Source organism: Pseudomonas sp. A6 (genome assembly GCF_052367875.1).
Lineage (GTDB): Bacteria > Pseudomonadota > Gammaproteobacteria > Pseudomonadales > Pseudomonadaceae > Pseudomonas > Pseudomonas citronellolis.
Genome location: NZ_CP198970.1, coordinates 655,316 through 675,754 on the forward strand (window position 1 = coordinate 655,316; position 20,439 = coordinate 675,754).

The 20,439-nt window shown below is 68.6% G+C and carries 18 protein-coding genes; 8 read left to right on the plus strand and 10 right to left on the minus strand.

Features of this window, described 5'->3' with window-relative positions; translation table 11 throughout:
• Positions 1 to 45: 45 nt before the first annotated feature.
• From ACTWJ5_RS02925 to ACTWJ5_RS02950, 6 genes are all read left to right on the plus strand, one after another.
• Entirely contained in the window at positions 46 to 1,290 is a 1,245-nt protein-coding gene (locus tag ACTWJ5_RS02925) for an HD-GYP domain-containing protein (RefSeq protein ID WP_444437439.1), read from the plus strand.
• A gap of 76 nt (positions 1,291 to 1,366) precedes the next feature.
• Entirely contained in the window at positions 1,367 to 1,906 is a 540-nt protein-coding gene (gene rloA2 / locus ACTWJ5_RS02930; protein WP_074984146.1) for a retropepsin-like aspartic peptidase RloA2, read from the plus strand.
• Between the two features lie 55 nt (positions 1,907 to 1,961).
• Entirely contained in the window at positions 1,962 to 2,645 is a 684-nt protein-coding gene (gene creB, locus ACTWJ5_RS02935; protein ID WP_249918014.1) for a two-component system response regulator CreB, read from the plus strand.
• Positions 2,645 to 4,078, plus strand: a complete 1,434-nt coding sequence (creC, locus tag ACTWJ5_RS02940) for a two-component system sensor histidine kinase CreC (RefSeq protein ID WP_116425487.1) — start codon at positions 2,645 to 2,647, stop codon at positions 4,076 to 4,078. Before creB ends, creC begins: the two co-directional genes overlap by 1 nt.
• A 302-nt stretch (positions 4,079 to 4,380) precedes the next feature.
• Positions 4,381 to 5,757, plus strand: coding sequence for a cell envelope integrity protein CreD (gene creD / locus ACTWJ5_RS02945; RefSeq protein ID WP_444437440.1), 1,377 nt, complete (start codon positions 4,381 to 4,383; stop codon positions 5,755 to 5,757).
• An 11-nt stretch (positions 5,758 to 5,768) separates the two neighbouring features.
• Positions 5,769 to 6,071: a hypothetical protein gene (locus tag ACTWJ5_RS02950; RefSeq protein ID WP_009615462.1), complete on the plus strand. Its 303-nt coding sequence runs from the start codon at positions 5,769 to 5,771 to the stop codon at positions 6,069 to 6,071.
• A 296-nt stretch (positions 6,072 to 6,367) separates the two neighbouring features.
• On the opposite strand, the gene ACTWJ5_RS02955 is transcribed toward ACTWJ5_RS02950, so the two are convergent.
• The 6 genes from ACTWJ5_RS02955 to ACTWJ5_RS02980 form a co-directional block, all read right to left on the minus strand.
• Positions 6,368 to 6,991, minus strand: a complete 624-nt coding sequence (locus ACTWJ5_RS02955) for a glutathione S-transferase (RefSeq protein ID WP_253410887.1) — start codon at positions 6,989 to 6,991, stop codon at positions 6,368 to 6,370.
• 12 nt (positions 6,992 to 7,003) lie between these two features.
• Positions 7,004 to 7,969 carry a Vgb family protein gene (locus tag ACTWJ5_RS02960; protein ID WP_444437441.1) on the minus strand — a complete coding sequence of 322 codons (966 nt, stop codon included), beginning with the start codon at positions 7,967 to 7,969 and terminating at the stop codon, positions 7,004 to 7,006.
• 114 nt (positions 7,970 to 8,083) lie between these two features.
• A complete protein-coding gene (locus ACTWJ5_RS02965; protein ID WP_444437442.1) occupies positions 8,084 to 10,492 on the minus strand; it encodes a TonB-dependent siderophore receptor in 2,409 nt (802 codons plus the stop codon).
• Positions 10,493 to 10,661: 169 nt separating this feature from the next.
• Entirely contained in the window at positions 10,662 to 11,621 is a 960-nt protein-coding gene (locus tag ACTWJ5_RS02970) for a FecR family protein (protein ID WP_444437443.1), read from the minus strand.
• On the minus strand, positions 11,618 to 12,136 hold the full coding sequence (locus ACTWJ5_RS02975; RefSeq protein ID WP_444437444.1) for an RNA polymerase sigma factor: 519 nt from the start codon (positions 12,134 to 12,136) through the stop codon (positions 11,618 to 11,620). The genes ACTWJ5_RS02970 and ACTWJ5_RS02975 overlap by 4 nt, the downstream gene beginning before the upstream one ends.
• Positions 12,137 to 12,308: 172 nt before the next feature.
• Positions 12,309 to 14,486 (minus strand): malate synthase G, encoded by a 2,178-nt coding sequence (locus ACTWJ5_RS02980; RefSeq protein ID WP_444437445.1) that lies wholly within the window; start codon positions 14,484 to 14,486, stop codon positions 12,309 to 12,311.
• Between the two features lie 292 nt (positions 14,487 to 14,778).
• Here ACTWJ5_RS02980 and ACTWJ5_RS02985 point away from each other — a divergent pair, with 292 nt between their 5' ends.
• Together ACTWJ5_RS02985 and ACTWJ5_RS02990 are read left to right on the plus strand one after the other, a co-directional pair.
• Positions 14,779 to 15,237, plus strand: a complete 459-nt coding sequence (locus tag ACTWJ5_RS02985) for a GNAT family N-acetyltransferase (protein ID WP_116425480.1) — start codon at positions 14,779 to 14,781, stop codon at positions 15,235 to 15,237.
• Between the two features lie 22 nt (positions 15,238 to 15,259).
• A complete protein-coding gene (locus ACTWJ5_RS02990; RefSeq protein ID WP_043319174.1) occupies positions 15,260 to 15,778 on the plus strand; it encodes a glycine cleavage system protein R in 519 nt (172 codons plus the stop codon).
• Between the two features lie 627 nt (positions 15,779 to 16,405).
• On the opposite strand, the gene rarD is transcribed toward ACTWJ5_RS02990, so the two are convergent.
• The 4 genes from rarD to ACTWJ5_RS03010 form a co-directional block, all read right to left on the minus strand.
• Positions 16,406 to 17,290 (minus strand): EamA family transporter RarD, encoded by an 885-nt coding sequence (gene rarD / locus ACTWJ5_RS02995; RefSeq protein ID WP_074984122.1) that lies wholly within the window; start codon positions 17,288 to 17,290, stop codon positions 16,406 to 16,408.
• A gap of 587 nt (positions 17,291 to 17,877) precedes the next feature.
• The gene (locus tag ACTWJ5_RS03000; RefSeq protein ID WP_444437446.1) at positions 17,878 to 18,852 is read right to left on the minus strand and encodes a serine/threonine protein kinase; all 975 of its coding nucleotides are present in this window, start codon (positions 18,850 to 18,852) and stop codon (positions 17,878 to 17,880) included.
• Positions 18,853 to 19,077: 225 nt separating this feature from the next.
• Positions 19,078 to 19,524 carry a substrate-binding domain-containing protein gene (locus ACTWJ5_RS03005; protein ID WP_256514040.1) on the minus strand — a complete coding sequence of 149 codons (447 nt, stop codon included), beginning with the start codon at positions 19,522 to 19,524 and terminating at the stop codon, positions 19,078 to 19,080.
• Between the two features lie 79 nt (positions 19,525 to 19,603).
• On the minus strand, positions 19,604 to 20,371 hold the full coding sequence (locus tag ACTWJ5_RS03010) for a TOBE domain-containing protein (RefSeq protein WP_444437447.1): 768 nt from the start codon (positions 20,369 to 20,371) through the stop codon (positions 19,604 to 19,606).
• Between the last annotated feature and the right edge of the window lie 68 nt (positions 20,372 to 20,439).

Consider the following 20,439-nt stretch of genomic DNA (forward strand, 5'->3'; position numbering starts at 1 on the left):
GCCGGCGCACTATGCTCTGGGAACCTGCCCCGATGATTGCCTGCCATGCCTGACTCCTTCTATGTGCGCCTGCCGGTCAAGGACGTGACCCTCGGTATGTACGTCCACGAACTGTGCGGCTCCTGGATGGAGCACCCGTTCTGGCGCCGGCGCTTTTTGCTGGAAGACCCCGAGGACCTCAAGCGCCTGCGCGAGAGCGGCGTGCACGAAGTGCTGATCGACCCGGCCAAGGGCCTCGCGCCCCGCCCCGCGCTGACCCCCGGCGAGCCCGCCGCACCGCTGCCGGCCTCGCCCGAGGAGGCGCCGGAGAAGCCCTGGCGCGCCATGGAAGACGAACTGCGCGCGGCGCACCGGCTGTGCGTGCAGTCCAAGCGCGCGGTCATGGCGATGTTCCAGGACGCGCGCATGGGCAAGGCGGTGAATGGCGAGCACGCCCAGGAACTGGTGGAGGAAATCGCCGCCTCGGTGCAGCGCCATCCCAATGCGCTGATCAGCCTGGTGCGGCTGAAGAACGCCGACGAATACACCTACCTGCACTCGGTGGCGGTGTGCGCGCTGATGATCGCCCTGGCGCGCCAGCTCGGCCTGGACGAGGCGCTGGTGCGCGAGGCGGGCGCGGCCGGGCTGCTGCACGACATCGGCAAGATGCATGTGCCCATGGAGCTGCTGAACAAGCCGGGGCGCCTGGACGAGCAGGAGTTCGCCCGGGTCCGCGAGCACCCGCAGCGCGGCCTGGACATCCTCATCCAGGGCCGCCAGGTCGGCGCCCTGGTGCTGGACGTGTGCCTGCACCACCACGAGAAGCTCGACGGCAGCGGCTACCCGCACCACCTGGCCGGCGAGCAGATCAGCCTGTTCGCGCGCATGGGCGCGGTCTGCGACATCTACGACGCCATCACCTCCGACCGCCCCTACAAGGCCGGCTGGGACCCCGCCGAGTCGATCCGGCGCATGGGCCAGTGGTGCGGCACGCACCTGGACGAGCAGGTGTTCCGCGCCTTCGTCAAATGCCTGGGCATCTACCCGGTGGGCTCGCTGGTGCGCCTGGAGAGCGAGCGCCTGGCGGTGGTGCTGGAGCAGCATCCCGAGGCGTTGCTCACTCCGGTGCTCAAGGTGTTCTATTCGATCCGCACGCGCGCGGCGATTCCCCAGCAGGTGCTCGACCTGGCCACGCTCAAGGGCCGCGAGCGCATCGTCGGCCGCGAGTCGCCGGCGCAGTGGGGCTTCCGCAACCTGGAAACGCTGTGGAGCGGCCTGGACCGCCGCCGCGGCTCGCTGTTCGACGCCTGACAGCGGCCGCTGGCGAACCCCGGGCTGGCGTGGTAGTCCTATGCGCCATGCATCCCGAACTGCCCTGGAGATTCCCGTGAAACCCGTTCTCGCCCTGCTTTCGCTGCTCGTCCTGCCCGGCCTGGCCCTCGCCGCCGAGCCCAAGCTGTACGGGCGCTACGAATGGGTCGGCCTGCCCGAGCTGAGCCAGACGCTGCAGGCCAAGATGGACACCGGCGCCTACACTTCGTCGCTGTCGGCCAAGGACATCCAGCTGTTCCAGCGCGACGGCGACGAGTGGGTGCGCTTCCGCCTGGCCACCAAGGACGGCGGCGACTCGCAGTACGAGCACAAGCTGGCGCGCATCTCCAAGATCAAGAACCGCGCCGACGGCCGCGAGGAAGACGACGAGGAGGAGAACCCGGTGGCCCTCAGCGAGCGCCCGGTGATCCTGCTGCCGGTGTGCCTGGGCGGCGACCAGCAGGTGATCGAGGTCAACCTGGTCGACCGCAGCCACTTCAACTACCCCTTCCTGATGGGCGCCAAGGGCCTGCGCAAGTTCCACGTGGCGGTGGATGCCAGCGAGCGCTTCGCCGCCGGCAAGCCCAACTGCTCGGGCAGCCGCGAAGCCGATTGACGGGACGCGGGCCTTGCGGCTTGATGGAAGGCCCGCCACACCGCGCACGGAAGCCATGCCGCACATCCTCATCGTCGAAGACGAAGCCGCCATCGCCGACACCCTGCTCTACGCCCTGCAGGCCGAAGGCTTCGCCACCACCTGGCTGAGCCTGGCCGGCGAGGCCCTGCAGCGCCTGCGCGAGGAGGCCTTCGACCTGGTCGTCCTCGACGTCGGCCTGCCCGACATCAGCGGCTTCGAGGCCTGCCGCCAGCTGCGCCGCTTCTCCGAGGTGCCGGTGATCTTCCTCACCGCCCGCGACGCCGAGATCGACCGCGTGGTGGGCCTGGAGATCGGCGCCGACGACTACGTGGTCAAGCCCTTCAGCCCACGCGAGCTGGCCGCGCGGGTCAAGGCCATCCTCCGTCGCGGCCCGCCCCGGGCCAGCGCCGAGGCGGCCCCGGCCGGGCCCTTCCGGGTGGACGAGGAGCGCTGCCTGATCCACTACCGCGGCCAGGCGCTGAACCTCACCCTCCACGAATTCCGCCTGCTCCAGGCGCTGCTGGCGCGCCCGGGCCGGGTGTTCAGCCGCGAGCTGCTGCTGCAGGCCCTGGGCGTGGCGGCCCAGGCCGGCTACGAGCGCAACATCGACAGCCACATCAAGAGCCTGCGCGCCAAGCTGCGCCAGGTGGCCGCGGACGCCGAACCGATCCAGACGCACCGCGGCCTGGGCTACAGCTACGCGGCGGAGAAGGCCTGATGCCGCTGGGCGTGCGGATCTTCCTGGCGTACTTCCTGTTCGTCGGGCTGACCGGCTACTTCGTGCTGAGCACGGTGATGGAGGAGATCCGCCCCGGGGTGCGCCAGTCCACCGAGGAAACCCTGGTGGACACCGCGAACCTGCTGGCCGAGATCCTGCGCGACGACCTGAAGAACGGCACCCTGGTCCACAGCCAGTTACCGGAACTGCTCAAGGCCTATGGCGCGCGCAGCCCGCAGGCGGACATCTGGGGCGTGCGCAAGAACGCGGTGAACCACCGCATCTACGTCACCGACGCCCGCGGCATCGTCCTGCTGGATTCGGCGGGCGAGGCGGTGGGCCAGGACTACTCGCGCTGGAACGACGTCTACCTGACCTTGCAGGGCAAGTACGGCGCGCGCTCCAGCCGCGAATCGGCGGACGACCCGGACTCCTCGGTGATGTACGTGGCGGCGCCGATCAAGGATGGCGAGAAGATCATCGGCGTGGTCTCCGTCTCCAAGCCCAACCGCACCCTGCAGCCCTACATCGAGCGTTCGCAACGGCGCCTGGCCTGGCTCGGCGGCGGCCTGATCGTGCTCGGCCTGCTGGTTGGCGGGCTGCTCTCCTGGTGGCTGAGCGGCGCCCTGCGCAAGCTTACCCGCTACGCCCAGGCGGTCAGCGAGGGCCGCCGCGCCGAACTGCCGCGCTACCGCGGCGGCGAGATGGCGCAACTGGCCGAGGCGGTGGAGCGCATGCGCGTACAACTGGAGGGCAAGGCCTACGTCGAGCGCTACGTGCACACCCTGACCCACGAGCTGAAGAGCCCGCTGGCGGCCATTCGTGGCGCCGCCGAACTGTTGGAAGGCGAGATGCCGGCGGAGCAGCGCAGGCGCTTCGTCGACAACATTGCCGGCGAGAGCCAGCGTTTGCAGCAACTGGTGGAGCGCCTGCTGAACCTGGCCCAGGTGGAGCAGCGGCAGGGGCTTGAGGATAGCGAGCCGGTGTCGCTGCGTGAGTTGGTGGCGGAGCTGTTGCAGGCCAACCTGGCGCGGCTGGCAGGTTTGCGGGTGGAGAACGCGGTGCCGGCGGAGGCAGTGGTGACGGGGGAGCGTTTCCTGTTGCGCCAGGCGTTGGGCAACCTGTTGGACAATGCGCTGGATTTCACGCCGGTTGGTGGGGTGATTCGCTTCGGTGCGCTGCGCGAGGATGGGCGCTGGCGGCTGGGGGTGTTCAACGAGGGACCGGTGATTCCGGGCTATGCGCTGGAGCGGCTGACGGAGCGGTTCTACTCCTTGCCGCGGCCGGGGACGGGGCGCAAGAGCACGGGGCTGGGGTTGAACTTCGTTGCCGAGGTGGCGGGGTTGCATGGTGGAAGGTTGGGCGTGGGGAATGTCGAGGGTGGGGTGGAGGCTTGGCTGGAGTTGCCGGGGGCTGACAAGGGAAGAGCCTGAGAGCCCCTCTCCCCAGCCCTCTCCCTGAAGGGAGAGGGGGCTTGTCCGTGCCGGCTGAAAGCAAGGCTTCAGTCGGGCGTCACAGCATCCGGCGAACTCCAGAGCATCCAAACACTCCGAACGGTTCCCTCTCCCTTCAGGGCGGGGCGCGCAGCCGAGGGTTAGGGAGAGGGAAAGGCGCCCACCCACCACACCAAAGCCAGCCTCCACACAATCCCCACAATCTCCCCATCCCCCCACCACAAATCCCCCACAGTACCGACCCAGACTCTCCACCACCCCAATCCCCCCGGAGAGTCCCCATGAACCGCCCCCTGCTCTTCAAGCTCGGCGCCATCGCCGTGCTCATGCTCCTGCTACTGGTCCCCCTGCTGATGATCGACGGCCTGGTCGGCGAGCGGCAGGCCTACCGTGACGGCGTGCTGCAGGACATCGCCCGCAGCTCCGCCTACGCCCAGCGCCTGCGCGGGCCGCTGCTGGTGGTGCCCTACGTGCGCCAGGTGCTGGAGTGGGAGCGCGACGAACGCAGCGGCACCCGCGTGCAGGTGCAGCGGGAGAAGCGCGGGCACCTGTACTTCCTGCCGGAGACCTTCCTGGTCGATGGCCAGATGACCACCGAGCTGCGCCACCGCGGCATCTACGAGGCGCGCCTGTTCCACCTGGAAAGCCGCGTCAGCGGCAGCTTCGTGGTACCGGCGCACTACGGCGTGGGCGACGACCTGGCCAGCTACCGCTTCGAGCAGCCGTTCCTGGCGGTGGGCATCAGCGACGTGCGCGGCATCCAGAACGCCCTCAAGCTGAGCCTCGACGGCCGCACCCTGGACTTCGCCCCGGGCAGCCGCTCGCAGCGCCTGGGCGAGGGCGTGCACGCGCCGCTGCCGCTGGAGGCCAGCGCCGCCGAGCAGCGCTTCGACTACGCCTTCGAGCTGGCCCTGCTGGGCAGCTCGCGGCTGGACATCACCCCGGTCGGCCGCGACAGCCAGGTCAACCTCAAGGCCGACTGGCCGCACCCCAGCTTCGGCGGCGAGTTCCTGCCGGTGGAGCGCAGCATCGGCGCCGACGGCTTCAGCGCGCGCTGGCGCACCAGCTTCTTCGCCAGCAGCATGGAAGAGGCGCTGCAGAACTGCTTCGCCGGCAAGGGCTGCGACACCTTCGACTCGCGCGGTTTCGGCGTCAGCCTGGTGGACCCGGTGGACCAGTACCTCAAGGCCGACCGCGCGCTGAAGTACGCCCTGCTGTTCATCGGCCTGACCTTCGCCGGCTTCTTCCTCTTCGAGGTGCTCAAGGGCCTGGCCCTGCACCCGGTGCAGTACGCCCTGGTCGGCCTGGCCCTGGCGCTGTTCTACCTGCTGCTGCTGTCGCTGGCCGAGCACGTCGGCTTCGAGCGCGCCTACCTGGCCTCCGCCGGCGCCTGCGTGGCGCTGATCGGCTTCTACCTGTGCACGGTGCTGCGCAGCGTGGTGCGTGGCTGTGCCTTCGGCGCCGGACTGGGCGCGCTCTACGCCATGCTCTACGGCCTGTTGCGGGCCGAGGACTATGCGCTGCTGATGGGCTCGCTGCTGCTGTTCGCGGTGCTCGCCGGGGTGATGGCGCTGACCCGCCGGCTGGACTGGTACGGCGTCGGCCGGCGCGCGGACGAGCCGAGCTTCTCCCTGGACGAAGTGAGCCACGAAGGCTGAAGGAGGCTGCCATGCACCTGCTGACGCGTTTCACCCTGTGCCTGGCCGGCGGCCTGCTGCTGAGCGTGATGGCCCTGCCGCTGCTGATGTTCGTGGGCCACTTCGAGCTGATCGCCTGGCTCGCCGCCAGCGGCAAGCCGCTGGCCTGGCTGGCGCTGCACCTGCCGCCGGCGGATTTCTGGGATGGCCTCACCGGCGCCCGGGACGCGGCGAACAATCCCCATGTGCGTTCCTTCCTGGAACTGTGCGCGGGCTTCGCCCAGCTCGGCTTGCTGCTGGCGCTGCCGCTGTACTACTGGGGCGCACGGCGATGAGCGCCTGGCGCGGGTTGCGCGAGGAGCGCCGGGCCGGGCGGCGCTTGGCGCGGCAGATCGCGGTGCTGGTGCTGCGGGCGCGCGGGGAGGGGTTCGCGAGCAAGCTCGCTCCTACAAATGCCTCTTCCCGCCTGTCATCCAGTCACGGAATGGGGCGCCGCTCTTCGTAGGAGCGAGCTTGCTCGCGAACGGCGGCATGCGCATCGGGCGCCGACGTTTGGCCATGGCGTTCGGGGCGACGGCGTATAACCGCGAACGGTTATACGCCCTACGGTTAACGCGCCAGCGCCGGGCTGTCAGGCCGGCTGCGTGGCTTGCAGGGACGGGCGCTGGGCGGCCTCGGCGTACCAGGCCGCGAGCTTCGGGTACTGCTCGCGCCAGGCCCAGTCGGGGCGGCGGAAGTCGAGGTAGCCGAGGGCGCAGGCCAGGCCGATGGCGGCGATGTCGAAGCGCTCGTTCAGCGCTGCGAAGGCCTCGCCCTCGAAGTGCGCGAGTGCGCGTTCGATCTTCTGCTGCTGACCTTGCAGCCAGCCGTCCCAGCGCTTCTCCTCGGGGCGCACGAAGGTTTCGTAGCGGCTGATCACGGCGGCGTCCATGATGGCGTCGGCCAGTGCGGCGAGGGTCAGGCGCTGCCAGCGTTGCGGGCCTTCGCGGGGGATCAGTGGTGCGCCGGCGTGCTGCTGGTCGAGGTATTCGACTATCACCCGGCTGTCGTACAGGGCCTGGCCGTCGGCCAGGCGCAGGCAGGGGATCTTGCCCGCCGGGTTGCAGGCGTTGACACCGTTGTCCGGGCTCACCGGGCTGAGGTTGGCGGCCTGCAGGCGCACCTTGTCGAGCTGGCCGGTCTCGTGCAGCAGCACCATGACCTTGCGCACGAAGGGCGAGGCGGGGGCGTGGAACAGGGTGAGTGTGAGGCTCATGGCATCTCCTGGTTACTCGCGGATGACCAGCAGGCGGTCGCTGCCGGCGTCGGCGCCCCAGACCTCGCCGGGGCGGCCGCTGAGCTGGCTGACGCGGGCCTCGGCCTGGTCGCTGGGGTAGGCGGTGAATTTCTCGCTCTGCGGGTCGAAGCGCAGCACGGCGTCGTCGCCGAGGTCGCTGAGCCACACGCGGTCCATGGCATCGACGTAGAGCGCGCCGGGCTGCGGGTGGTCGCCCGGCAGGCGCCAGCTCTTCCACTTGCCGTCGCTGGGGTCGAAGCGGCCGAGCCGGCCGCTGCCGGCCTCGCTCACCCACAGCCGGCCGATGGAGTCGGCGCCCAGTTGCTGCGGCCGGCCACCCTGTTCGGGCAGCGGGAAGCGGGTGACGGCCTGGCCGAGGGGGTCGATGCGGTTGATGCTGTCGTCGTCGGCGGAGGCGTACCAGAGCTGGCCGTCGGGCGTCACCGCCAGGCCCTGGGCACTCTTGCCGCCGGGCGTAGCCCAGACTTCGAGCTTGCGCGTGGCGGGGTCGATGCGGCCGTAGAAGCCCTTCTCGCCGGTGAACCAGATGTCGTGATCGTCATCGAACACCAGGCTGTCCAGGCCGGCGTCGGCGGCCTCCTTGGGCAGTGGCACGACTTCGCTGCCGAGGCGGTCCGGGTCGACGCGGACCAGGGCGTTGAGGCCGCTGTCGGCGACCCAGGCTTCGCCATCCGGGCCGGCCAGCACGGCGCGCGGCACCGAGCCCTTGCCCAGGCTGACCTGCTCGTCCTGCCCGCTTTGCGGGTCGAAGCGGCCCAGCGAGCCGTTGCCCTCGGCGACGTACCACAGCCGGCCATCGTCGAGCATGGCCACGGCCTGGGGCGCGGCGCCCTTGGTCAGGGGGTAGTACTGCGGGTCGGCGGCGTGGGCGGCGCAGCTCAGCAGCAGGCCGAGCAGGCCGAGCAGGGTGGGCAGGAGTCGCGGGCTTTGCGGCATTGGGGTGCTCCCGGGCGTGGCCGTTGGAAGGCGCACTGTAGCGCGCCACGCGCCGGGAGGCGAACGGCGCGCGGGGAACGCGCCGTGTGGGGTGGCCGCCGTGGCGGCCGGAGGTCAGAACTTGTAGTCGAGGCTGGCGACCACGTTGCGACGGTCGCCGTAGTAGCAGTAGAAGCCGTCGCAGGTGGAGATGTATTCCTTGTCGAAGACGTTGTTCGCGTTCACCGCCACGCTCAGCCCTTTCAGGCTGTTGTCCAGGCGGCCGAGGTCATAGCGCACCGCGGCGTCGTACAGGGTGTAGGAGCCAGTGTGGCCGTCCGACTTGTCGCGCACGTAGGCCATGCTGCCGATGGCGATGTTGTCGGTCTCGCCCACGTAGCGGGTGCCGAAGCCGATGCCGAAGCCGTCGAGCAGGCCTTCGTGCCAGGTGTAGTCGGCCCACAGCGAGGCCTGGTTCTCCGGCGTCAGCGGCAGCGGACGGTTCTTGTCCAGCGGGTCGGCGACCTTGGTCATCTTGCTGTTGGAGTAGGTGTAGGCGGCGGTCACCTTGAGGTTGTCGGTGACGTTGCCGACGGCTTCCAGTTCGAGGCCGCGCACCTGCGCCTCGCCCACCGGGTTGCTGCGGCCCAGGGAGTCGGAGAGCACGATGTTCTGCCGCTTCAGGTCGTAGACGGCGGCGCTGAGCAGCAGGTCGCGGCCGGGCGGCTGGTACTTGATGCCCAGTTCGTACTGCTTGCCGGTGCTCGGTTCGAAGGCCATGCCGTTGTTGCCGCCGGCCTCGGTCTGGAACGACTCGGCGTAGGAGATGTAGGGCGCCAGGCCGTTGTCGAACACGTAGCTGAGCGCCGCGTTGCCGCTGAACTGGCTGTCGCGGCGGGTGTCGGTGGCGCCGCCGGCGTTGTAGAACTTCGAGCCGGTGTGGGCCCAGTCATGGCGGCCGCCGAGGGTCAGGCGCCAGTTGTCCAGAGACATCTGATCCTGGGCGTAGAGGCCGGTGTCGCGCATCTTCTGGTTGTAGTCGTTGTACGCGGTGTAGCTGACGTTGCTGAAATCCTGGCCGTAGATCGGCTGCTTGATGTTGCTGCTCGGCGCGCTGCCGTACAGCCACTGGTAGTTGGTGTTGGCGCGCTGGTGGTCGAGGCCCAGCAGCAGGGTGTGCTTGACCGGGCCGGTGGCGAAGTCGGCCTGGAAGTTGTTGTCGATGGCGAACTGGCTGATGTCTTCGTTGACCACGTTGGCGCCGCGCGCCACGGTGCCGTCGTCGCTCACCGCGGTGGCCCAGCCGCCGGCGGTGATGCCCTGGAACGACAGGTCGCTCTTGGTGTAACGCAGGTTCTGGCGGAACTGCCAGACATCGTTGATGCGGTGCTCGAAGGCGTAACCCAGGGCGTAGTACGTCTTGTCGTAGAACTCCCAGTCCGGGTCGCCCAGGTTCTCGTGGTACTTCACCTTGCCGGCCGGGGTCGACAGCTTGGTGCCCTGCAGCGGCAGGAACTGGCTGGTGATGCCGGTATCGTCGCGGTTGAACTGCGAGAGGAAGGTCAGGCGGGTGTCTTCGTCGAAGTTCCAGGTCACGCTGGGCGCGATGTTGTAGCGCTTGCTGTCGACGTGCTCGACCTGGGTGTTGCTGTCGCGCACCACGCCGCTGACGCGGTAGAGCATCTTGCCCTGGTCGTCGATCTTGCCGGTGCTGTCGAAGGAAATCTGCTTGTGCTCGTAGCTGCCGACCTGCAGCTGCACTTCATGGCTGCTTTCTTCCTGCGGGCGGCGGCTGACCATGTCCAGCAGGCCGCCGGGCGGGGTCTGGCCGTACAGCGAGGAGGCCGGGCCGCGCAGCAGGGCGACGCGCTCCAGGTCCCAGGTTTCCAGCTTGGGCATGGTGTAGGAGCCCTTGGGCAGGGGCAGGCCGTCGAGGAACTGGGTCGGTTCGAAGCCGCGCACCTTCAGCCATTCGGCGCGGGTGTCGCTGCCGTAGCTGCTGGCGATCACGCCGGGCATGTAGCGCACGGCGTCGTCGAGGTTCTGCACGTTGCGGTCCTGCATCTGCTCGCGGGTGGCCACGGAGATCGACTTGGGCGTCTCGAGGATCGAGCTGTCGGTCTTGGTGCCGGCGCGGGTGCGGGTGGCGAGGTAGCCCACGGCCGGGCCGTCCGGGTCTTCCTGCACGGCGCTCACGGTGGTGGCGCCCATGGCCAGGGTGTCCTTGGGCAGTGGGCGCACGCTGTAGCTGCCGGATGCGTTCTCCACCAGCTCCAGGCCGGTGCCTTCCAGCGCCTGGCGGAGCGCGCCGAGGCCGTCGAAGCGGCCCTGCACGGCATGGGCGCTGCGGCCGTTGGCCAGGGCCGGGTCGATGCTCAGGCTGATGCCGGCTTGCGCGGCGATGCGGTTGAGGGTGCTGGCCAGCGGGGCGGCGGGCAGTTGGTAGTCGCGCGCGACATCGGCGGCGACGGAAGCCAGCGGGCTGGCGAGCAGAATGGCGGCGGCCAGCAGGTGCGGGCGGAAGGCCATGGTGGGGGACGGCATCGGGGATTCACTCCTGGGTGTGAATATGTCTCGTTCGCCTCATTGCCGGACGACAATCGGAAAGTGATAGGGCTGCGCGAAAAAAATTTCGGATGGCGCTACGGCGTATGACGCTCTGGCTTTCGTAGGAGCGTTTTTACGAAGAGCGTTTCGTGCGGCTGGCAGGGGCTCAGCCGCGCGGTACCACCTTCGTCCACCAACCGCCGTGCCGCTCGATGCGCACCGGCAGGCTCGGTGGCAGCGAATCCAGGGCCAGGTCGGTGTCGCGCAGGGAGAAGCTGCCGCTGATGCGCAGGTCGGCCAGCGCCGGGTCCAGGCCCAGGTAGCCGCTGCGGTAGCGGCCGAGCTGCGCCAGCAGGTCGGCCAGGCGCGTGTTGTCGGCCACCAGCATGCCGTGGGTCCAGGCGTCGGCGGTGGCGCTGTTGGCCTCCAGCGGGCCCAGGCCGTCGGCGCGCAGCAACACGTGGCGGCCCTGGGGGATGACGGTTTCGTCGCGGCCCCGTTCGGGTTTGGCCGCCACTGCCGACTGCAGCACGCTGAGCAGGGTGCCGTCGGCCTGGCGTTCCACCAGGAAGCGGGTGCCGAGGGCGCGCAGGCGGCCGTCGCGGGTTTCGACGATGAACGGGCGGCTGTCGCCGTGGGCGGTCTGCACCATGATTTCGCCGCTGAGCAGGACGATGCGCCGCTCGCGGTCGTCGAAACGAATGTCCAGGGCGGTGCGGCTGTCGAGCTGCACCAGGGTGTCGTCGGGCAGGCGCAGTTCGCGCAGCTCGCCGGTGCCGGTGACCACGTCGGCCAGGGCATAGCGCAGCGGCAGGTAGCGGTTGCCCACGCCCAGCGCGAGCACCCCGGCCAGCAGCAGCGACAAGCCGGTGCCGGCCAGCCGGCGCAGCTTGCGCCGCGATTCGCCCGGCGCGCGCAGCAAGGCGCTGCGCGCCGCGGGGGCGGCGGCCGCGCCCAGGTTGCGGTCGAGCATACCCAGTTGGTGCCAGGCGCGGGCGTGTTCGCTGTGGGCGGCATGCCAGTGGGCGAAGGCGGCTTCGTCCTCGGCATGGGCCTCGCCCGAACCCAGGCGCAACTGCCAGGCGATGGCCTCGTCGAGGATGCTCAGCGAGACAGGGCCCTTCATGTCGGCTCGCCGTACAGGGCCGTGTAGCACTGGCGCAGGCCCTGGGCGATGTACTGGCGCACCCGCGGCACCGACACGCCCAGGCGCTCGGCGATCTCGGCGTGGCCCAGGCCGTCCAGGCGGTTGAGCAGGAAGGCGCTGCGCGCGCGGTTGGACAGCTTGCCCAGCAGGCGGTCGATCTCGCGCAGGTCGGCGAGGATGAGGAACTGCTGCTCCACCGAGGGCTGTTCGGCCTCCGGCAGCAAGAGCAGCTCTTCCAGGTAGGCCTGCTCCAGCGCCTGGCGGCGCCAGTGGTCGACCAGCAGGCCCTTGGCCACGGTCACCAGGAAGGCCCGCGGCTCGCGCAGGCTGGGCAGCTCGCGGCGGCCGAGGATGCGCACGAAGGTGTCCTGGCCGAGGTCCTCGGCGCGCTGCGGGCAGCCGACGCTGCGATTGAGCCAGGCGAGCAGCCAGTCGCGGTGGTCGCGGTAGAGCGCGCCTACGAATTCGCCATTGCCAGTCTGGACTGCCGACACCTTTGCTCCCCCACCCCGATTCGGAATGAACGACAAAACGATAACTATTCGCAAATGATCGCAAAGTGCAACCAGCCAGCGCAATCGGCGCCTGTCGGTTTTCGGGAAAAAGGCGGGCCGGAAATGAAAAAACCGCCCCGAAGGGCGGTTTTTCAGCTTACGCAGGCGCGAATCAGAGGCCGTTTTTCGCCTTGAATTCGCGACGACGGCGGTGCAGCACCGGCTCGGTGTAGCCGTTGGGCTGCCTGGTGCCTTCGACCACCAGTTCCAGCGCGGCCTGGAAGGCCACGTTGTCGTCGAAGTCCGGCGCCATCGGGCGGTACAGCGGGTCGTTGGCGTTTTGCCGGTCGACCACCGCGGCCATGCGCTTGAGGCTCTCGACCACCTGCTCCTGGGTGATCACGCCGTGGCGCAGCCAGTTGGCCAGCAGCTGGCTGGAGATGCGCAGGGTGGCGCGGTCTTCCATCAGGCCGACGTCGTTGATATCCGGCACCTTGGAGCAGCCGACGCCCTGGTCGATCCAGCGCACCACGTAGCCGAGGATGCCCTGGGCGTTGTTGTCGATCTCGTTCTTGATCTCTTCCGCGCTCCAGTTGGTGTTGGGCGCCAGCGGAATGCTCAGGATGTCGTCGACCGAGGCCGGCGCGCGCTTGGCCAGTTCGGCCTGGCGGGCGAACACGTCGACCTTGTGATAGTGCAGGGCATGCAGGGTGGCGGCGGTGGGCGAGGGCACCCAGGCGGTGTTGGCGCCGGCCAGCGGGTGGGCGATCTTCTGCTCGAGCATGGCGGCCATCAGGTCGGGCATGGCCCACATGCCCTTGCCGATCTGCGCCTTGCCCTGCAGGCCGGTGGCCAGGCCGACGTCGACGTTGTTGTTCTCGTAGGCGCCGATCCACTTCTCGCTCTTCATGGCGCCCTTGCGCACCACGGCGCCGGCTTCCATGGAGGTGTGGATTTCGTCACCGGTGCGGTCGAGGAAGCCGGTGTTGATGAACACCACGCGCTCGCGGGCTTCCTTGATGCAGGCCTTGAGGTTGATGGTGGTGCGGCGCTCCTCGTCCATGATGCCGACCTTCAGGGTGTTGCGCGGCAGGCCCAGCACGTCCTCGACGCGGCCGAACAGCTCGTTGGTGAAGGCGACTTCTTCCGGGCCGTGCATCTTCGGCTTGACGATGTACACGCTGCCGGTGCGGGTGTTCTTGCGGGTGGTGTTGCCGTTGAGGTTGTGCACCGCGATCAGGCTGGTGAACAGGCCGTCCTGGATGCCCTCGGGAACCTCGTTGCCGTTCTTGTCGAGAATGGCGTCGTTGGTCATCAGGTGGCCGACGTTGCGCACGAACAGCAGCGAGCGGCCGTGCAGGCTCAGCTCGGAACCGTCGGCCTTGGTGTAGACGCGGTCCGGGTTCATGGTGCGGGTGAAGGTGGTGCCGCCCTTGCTGACTTCTTCGGCGAGGTCGCCCTTCATCAGGCCCAGCCAGTTGCGGTAGATCACCACCTTGTCGTCGGCGTCGACCGCGGCGACCGAGTCCTCGCAGTCCATGATGGTGGTCAGCGCGGCCTCCATCAGCACGTCCTTCACGCCGGCGGCGTCGGTCTGGCCGATGGGGCTGGTGGGGTCGATCTGGATCTCGAAGTGCAGGCCGTTGTGCTTGAGCAGCACGGCTTGCGGCTTGGCCGCTTCGCCCTGGAAGGCGATGAACTGGGCGGCGTTCTTCAGGCCGCTCTGGCTGCCGTTCTTCAGGGCGACGACCAGCTCGCCGTTGTTCACGGTGTAGGCGGTGGCGTCGACATGGCTGCCGGACTCCAGCGGCGCGGCTTCGTCGAGGAAGGCGCGGGCGAAGGCGATGACCTTGTCGCCGCGGACCTTGTTATAGCCCTTGCCCTTCTCGGCGCCGTTCTCTTCGCTGATAGCGTCGGTGCCGTAGAGCGCGTCGTACAGCGAGCCCCAGCGGGCGTTGGAGGCGTTCAGGGCGAAGCGCGCGTTCATCACCGGCACCACCAGCTGCGGGCCGGCCATGTGGGCGATTTCTTCGTCGACGTTCTGGGTGCTGGCTTGGAAGTCTTCGGCTTCGGGCAGCAGGTAGCCGATTTCCTGGAGGAAGGCCTTGTAGGCCGCGGCGTCATGGGCCTGGCCGGCGCGCGCCTGGTGCCAGCCATCGATCTTGGCCTGCAGCTCGTCGCGCTTGGCGAGCAGGGCCTTGTTCTTCGGGGCCAGGTCGTTGACCACGGCCTCTACACCTGCCCAGAACTTGCCGGCGTCTACGCCGGTACCGGGGATGGCTTCGTCGTTGACGAAGTCGAACAGGACTTTGGCGACCTGCAGGCCACCGACTTGAACGCGTTCAGTCATTGCTTGCCTCACTCTGCTCAGGACCAGCTCGGAACCCAGGCAAGACGCCTTGTAGTCCGAGCCGCGGAATACTACATGATGCCGTGGGAAAAATCAGTGGGCTGGCGTCGCGGTTAGACCAAAGAACGCATCTCAGTCACGTAGCAGCAATAATGTTCGCAAAGAATTGGTGGATTGTTCCAGATAAATCTGAAAACAGTACACGATTTATTCGGCGAGAGACCTGCGACGCCCCGTCGCAGCTGGCTCCGCGTCGCAGCCTATACTCAGGCTTCAGCCTCGGAGGATCACCATGCCCATCGCCCGCGCCACCCTTGCCGACCTCGACGACCTGGTACCGCTGTTCGCCGGCTACCTGGACTTCTACGAAGTGCCGGCGCCCCCGGCGGACATCCGCGACTTCCTCGGCCAGCGCCTGGAGCGCGGCGAATCGGTGATCTACCTGGCGCGCAGCATCGACGGCGTGGGCCTGGGCTTCGTCCAGTTGTACCCCTTCTTCGCCTCCCTGGCACTGCGCCCGGCCTGGCTGCTCAGCGACCTCTACGTGATCCCCGCGGCGCGCCGCGACGGCTATGGCGAGGCGCTGATGAACGCCGCCCGCGCCCACGCCGAGGCCAGCGGCGCCTGCGGCCTGCAGCTGGAAACGGCGAAGGACAACCGCAACGCCCAGGGCCTGTACGAGCGCCTGGGCTACCAGCGGGACGAACGTTTCTACACCTACTGGCTGGACCTGGGCCAGGCCCGGGGCTGACGCATCGACTCTGGAGGCTGCCATGAATCATCTCGTGCTCACCATCATCGCCCAGGACCAGCCGGGGCTGGTGGAACGCATCGCCCAATGCATCGCCGGCCACGGCGGCAACTGGCTGGAGAGCCGCATGTCGCGCATGGCCGGGCAGTTCGCCGGGATCCTGCGGGTGGCGGTGCCGGCCGAAGGCTACGACGAACTGGTGGAAGGCCTGCAGGAACTGGGCGACCACGGCATCCGCGTGCTGCTGGCTGACAGCGGCATCGAGCCCTCCTGCAACTGGAAGCCGATCCACCTCGACCTGGTGGGCAACGACCGCCCGGGCATCGTCCGCGACATCACCCGCCTGCTGGCCGAGCACGGCGTCAACCTGGAGCGGCTGACCACCGAGGTGCTGCCGGCGCCCATGAGCGGCGAACCGCTGTTCCACGCCGACGCGGTGCTGGCGGTGCCGCTGACGTTGCCGCTGGAGCAGTTGCAGCAGCACCTGGAGGACCTGGCCGACGATCTCATGGTGGATCTGAATTTCCACAAGGAGGACTGACGCACAGGTGAAAGGCCTCCAGCCTGTGCATAAGTCTGTTGAGGAAATGTGCGTGAAGCGCTGCGAGGCCCGCCAGGCAGTGCTTTAGAGCGCAACGCTCGGCTGTGAACAGCCTGCCCGGCATTGCCCACAATTACCGTGGGTTGTCCTGTTGGTGGGCTGTGGATGGATGGCTGTAAGCCAAGCAGTACGAGGACTTTGGCGGATCGGTCAGAAAATGATCCGTGCATGGGGCGGGTTGCATGGGCGGCGATTTATCCACGTCTTTGCACAAAAACCGTGGGTCGCGCTGTGGGCAACTGCTGTATGCCTGGCTACAGGTGGCGTGGACGCTGGGTTTGCGGGAAGTGATCAAAAATGCGCCAGGGCCGTCGCAGCCCTGCACAGAAACCCGGGAAAGCCCTGTGGAAAACCCCTGGGTAGATCGCCAGAGGCCTTTATCTTCGAGCCCTGCAGGCGTTTGTACGAGTTCTGAGCAGCCATTCTCGCCGCCGTTAGGGTGTTCCGGTCGTGCGGCGGCGTTGTGGGGTTATCCCCGGCAACGCTGGATGAAGCTGTGGAAAAGTTTCGGATACCTGGCTGCAGGCCCTGCCCGTCGGGGCCTGCAGCTGGTCGCTCAGGAAATGATCAGGCGCGCCGCAGGCGGTACCAGATGTCCACGCTGTACACCACCAGCGCCAGCCAGATGCAGCCGAAGGCCACCAGGCGGGTGGAGTCCAGGTGTTCGCCGAACAGCAGGACGGCCTGCAGCAGCACCAGGGTCGGCGCGATGTACTGCAGGAAGCCCAGGGTCGCGTAGGGCAGGTGGCGGGCGGCGGCGTTGAAGCACACCAGCGGCACCAGGGTGATGGGGCCGGCGGCGGCCAGCCAGAGCGCCTGCGGAGTGGTCCAGAAGGCCAGGTGGGCGCTGGGGCCGTCGGCGAACAGCAGCAGCCAGCCCAGGGCCAGCGGCAGCAGCATCCAGGTTTCCACCACCAGGCCGGGCAGGGCGTCCACCGGCGCCTGCTTGCGGATCAGCCCGTAGAAGCCGAAGGTCAGCGCCAGCACCAGCGACACCCAGGGCAGGCTGCCCAGCTGCCAGACCTGCTGGGCCACGCCCAGGGCCGCCAGGCCCACGGCCACCCATTGCAGCGGGCGCAGGCGCTCGCGCAGCACCACCAGGCCGAGCAGAACGTTGATCAGCGGGTTGATGTAGTAGCCCAGGCTGGCTTCGAGCATGTGCCCGTTGTTCACCGCCCAGACGTAGACCAGCCAGTTGCTGGCGATCAGCACCCCGCTGGCGCCGAGCACGGCCAGGCGCCGCGGGTTGTCCAGCAGCTCGCGCCACCAGCCGGGGTGTTTCCACACCAGCAGCAGGGCGGCGCCGAACAGCGCCGACCAGATGGCCCGGTGGGTGATGATTTCCAGGGCGGGAATGCGTTCCAGCAGTTTGAAGTAGACCGGGAAGAGTCCCCAGATGACATAGGCGGTCAGGCCCAGGGCATAGCCCCGGCGGGGATTGGCGGTGGCCATCGGACGTCCTTGCGGCAGAAGAAAAGAGAGGCCGCGCCATTCTAGGGGGCGCGGCCGATGTTGTCTGTGCGTTCAGTTTCCGCCGCCGGGCGGCGCGGGGAATTGGCCGTAACGCGGACGTTACGCTTCGGCCAAACCGTAGGAGCAACCGTCTATTGGGTTATTCCCCTTCGGGCCAGCGCTTGCGCTGGCCCGAAGGGGAATAACCCAGAAAACAGCGTAAGCGGGCCCTGCCCGCGATTTCGCGCGCAGGGCGCGCTCCTACAGGGAATGGCATCGGCGCTCGGGCTTTCCCCTCACCCCAGCCCTCTCCCGGAGGGAGAGGGAGCTAGTCCGTGCCGAGAGGAGGCCTGGTTTCAGCCGGCGATCCCCGTGCTAGCCGGCTAACGCCGAAACACCCATGTACTCCGAACGGTCCCCTCTCCCTTCGGGAGAGGGTTAGGGTGAGGGGGCCGCAGGCCTGCTCGCTCGATTCCGTGCCCCTATGCGCTCCGTGAGGCACGGCGTTTCTCCCGCACCTGTAGGAGCGGGCCCTGCCCGCGAAATCGCGCGCAGGGCGCGCTACTGCATGGGCACGATGGGATGGCTCAGAACAACCGCAGCGGCTCTTCGTCCAGCGCCGCCAGCTGCTCGCGCAGCACCAGCACCTGCTCGCCCCAGTAGCGCTCGCTGCCGAACCAGGGGAAGCTCGGCGGGAATGCCGGGTCGTCCCAGCGCCGCGCCAGCCAGGCGCTGTAGTGCATCAGGCGCAGGGCGCGCAGGCCCTCGATCAGCGGCAGCTGGCGCGGGTCGAAGTCGTGGAATTCCTGGTAGCCATCGATAAGCTCGGAGAGCTGCAGCAGGCGCTCCTGGCGCTCGCCGGCCAGCATCATCCACAGGTCCTGCACCGCCGGGCCCATGCGGCAGTCGTCGAGGTCGACCATGTGGTAGACCTCGTCGCGGCACAGCAGGTTGCCCGGGTGCAGGTCGCCGTGCAGGCGGATGGAGGTGTAGCGGTTGTCGGCGAACAGGGCGTCCAGGCGCTTGAGCAGGTCGCGGGCCACCGATTCGTAGGCCGGCAGCAGGCTCTTGGGCACGAAGTTGCCTTCCAGCAGGGTGGCCAGGGATTCATGGCCGAAGTTATCCACAGTCAGTTGCTCGCGGTGCTGGAAGGGGCGGATGGCGCCCACCGCGTGCAGGCGGCCGAGCAGCTGGCCGAGGCGGTACAACTGGTCCAGGTTGCCCGGTTCCGGCGCGCGGCCGCCGCGGCGGGGGAACAGGGCGAAGCGGAAGCCGGCGAACTCGAACAGGCTTTCGCCGTCGCGCACCAGCGGCGCCACCACCGGCACCTCGCATTCGGCCAGCTCGGCGGAGAAGGCGTGTTCCTCGCGGATGGCCGCGTCGCTCCAGCGCCCGGGGCGGTAGAACTTGGCCACCAGCGGCTCGCTGTCCTCGATGCCCGCCTGGTAGACGCGGTTCTCGTAGCTGTTGAGCGCCAGCACCCGGGCGTCGCTGAGGTAGCCCAGGCTTTCCACCGCGTCGAGGACCAGGTCGGGCGTGAGGGCGGAGAAGGGATGGGACATGGCGGCGATCCAGGGCAGTGAACAGGCCCCTAGTCTACGCACACCGCCACGGGATTGCTGGCCCCTGCGCCATTACGCCTGGGGGACAAAACGATGGGTATCGCTTCGCTCAACGCCATCCTACGTTGGGGTTCTCCTGCGGGCCTGGCTTCTCGTAGGAGCGAGCTTGCTCGCGAACGGGCCCCGCAGCGGAGTCGGTTCGCGAGCAAGCTCGCTCCTACGGCGTCAGTTGCCGCAGGCGCTGAACCGGAAGCCGGCCTTTGCCAACGCCTCGGGATGCGCCTTCAGGTAGCTGAAGAAACGCTCCGCCAACTCGCGCCGCGGGCCTTCCACCAGTACCACGTAATACTGCGCGTGCGGGGCGCAGGCATAGGGCAGCGGCGCTTCGCCGCGGCCCCGGGTGTGCAGCACCTGCACGCTGTGGGCGCCGTCGTCGGCGAAGAACAGGTCGAAGGCCATGCCCTGGCCGATGTCGCGGGCCAGCTCGGCGCTGTCGCCCTCGATCAGCAGGACCTTGTTGCCGGTCTGCAACTGGTACTGGTCGGCCAGCGCCTCCAGCGCCGCCATCGGCTGGTGGCCGCTGGCTACGCGCAGGACGTCGGGGGTGGCCTGGCCGAGCGACGGCAGCAGGGCGCTGCATGTCAGCAGCAGGGGGATCAGGAAGCGGCGCATGGGCGGGGGGCTCCGGCAGTGGGATGGCCTATTGGAACCCCACGGCCGGCGCCGGCCCTTGACTCAAGGCAGGCTTCGCTCAGACCGGCGTGCCGAGGATCACCTGGGCCGGGGAGAATTGCGTGCGCACCCGGCTGCCGGGGACCAGGCGCAGGATGTCGATGCGTTCCTGGTCCACCAGGGCGCAGAGCATCTGCCCGCCGGGCAACTGGATGCGCACTTCGCTGGGGCCGTCGCCGGCCTCGCGGATGTCCTCGACCCGCCCTTCCAGGGCGTTGAGCCCGGCCGGGCATTCGATCTGCGGCAGGTCGACGTAGAGCCAGCCGGCCTTCATCAGCGCGATCACCGGCAGGCCCTCGCGCAGCTCCAGCTTCTCGGTGCTTTCGCGGGTGATGCGCGCCTGGATGCGCGCGCCGCCGGGCAGGTCGACGCCGATCCGGTCGTTCAGGCCCGCCGGCTCGATGCTGCAGACGCGCCCGTGCAATTGGTTGCGCGCGCTGGTGCGCAGCATCAGGCGGCCGATCAGCTCCAGGTCCTCGCCGTCTTCCTCGATGCTTTCGAGCATGCGCTCGCGCAGTTCCTCCAGACGCTGGTACAGCGCCAGCAGGCGTTCGCCGGCCGGCGTCAGGCGCGCGCCGCCGCCGCCCTTGCCGCCGACGCTGCGTTCCACCAGCGGGCGCTCGGCGAGGTTGTTCAGCTCGTCCACCGCATCCCAGGCGGTCTTGTAGCTCATGCCGGCGGCCTTGGCGGCCTGGGTGATGGAGCCCAGCGCGGCGATCTGCGCGAGCAGGGCGATGCGTTGCGGGCGGCGGGTGACGTGCTGGGTGAGGAGGCTGAGGCTGGTCATCGTTTTCGTTGTTGTGTTCGCGATAGGGCGAGGCTGGTAGCTGCGCGGGCAAAAGGCAAGTGGAATCC

Bases quoted from the DNA above. Each gene is read 5' to 3' on its own strand.
- ACTWJ5_RS02925 (WP_444437439.1), top strand. From the start codon at position 46: ATGCCTGACTCCTTCTATGTGCGCCTGCCGGTCAAGGACGTGACCCTC.
- creB (WP_249918014.1), top strand. From the start codon at position 1,962: ATGCCGCACATCCTCATCGTCGAAGACGAAGCCGCCATCGCCGACACC.
- creC (WP_116425487.1), top strand. From the start codon at position 2,645: ATGCCGCTGGGCGTGCGGATCTTCCTGGCGTACTTCCTGTTCGTCGGG.
- creD (WP_444437440.1), top strand. From the start codon at position 4,381: ATGAACCGCCCCCTGCTCTTCAAGCTCGGCGCCATCGCCGTGCTCATG.
- ACTWJ5_RS02950 (WP_009615462.1), top strand. From the start codon at position 5,769: ATGCACCTGCTGACGCGTTTCACCCTGTGCCTGGCCGGCGGCCTGCTG.
- ACTWJ5_RS02955 (WP_253410887.1), bottom strand. From the start codon at position 6,991: ATGAGCCTCACACTCACCCTGTTCCACGCCCCCGCCTCGCCCTTCGTG.
- ACTWJ5_RS02960 (WP_444437441.1), bottom strand. From the start codon at position 7,969: ATGCCGCAAAGCCCGCGACTCCTGCCCACCCTGCTCGGCCTGCTCGGC.
- ACTWJ5_RS02965 (WP_444437442.1), bottom strand. From the start codon at position 10,492: ATGCCGTCCCCCACCATGGCCTTCCGCCCGCACCTGCTGGCCGCCGCC.
- ACTWJ5_RS02970 (WP_444437443.1), bottom strand. From the start codon at position 11,621: ATGAAGGGCCCTGTCTCGCTGAGCATCCTCGACGAGGCCATCGCCTGG.
- ACTWJ5_RS02980 (WP_444437445.1), bottom strand. From the start codon at position 14,486: ATGACTGAACGCGTTCAAGTCGGTGGCCTGCAGGTCGCCAAAGTCCTG.
- ACTWJ5_RS02985 (WP_116425480.1), top strand. From the start codon at position 14,779: ATGCCCATCGCCCGCGCCACCCTTGCCGACCTCGACGACCTGGTACCG.
- ACTWJ5_RS02990 (WP_043319174.1), top strand. From the start codon at position 15,260: ATGAATCATCTCGTGCTCACCATCATCGCCCAGGACCAGCCGGGGCTG.
- rarD (WP_074984122.1), bottom strand. From the start codon at position 17,290: ATGGCCACCGCCAATCCCCGCCGGGGCTATGCCCTGGGCCTGACCGCC.
- ACTWJ5_RS03000 (WP_444437446.1), bottom strand. From the start codon at position 18,852: ATGTCCCATCCCTTCTCCGCCCTCACGCCCGACCTGGTCCTCGACGCG.
- ACTWJ5_RS03005 (WP_256514040.1), bottom strand. From the start codon at position 19,524: ATGCGCCGCTTCCTGATCCCCCTGCTGCTGACATGCAGCGCCCTGCTG.
- ACTWJ5_RS03010 (WP_444437447.1), bottom strand. From the start codon at position 20,371: ATGACCAGCCTCAGCCTCCTCACCCAGCACGTCACCCGCCGCCCGCAA.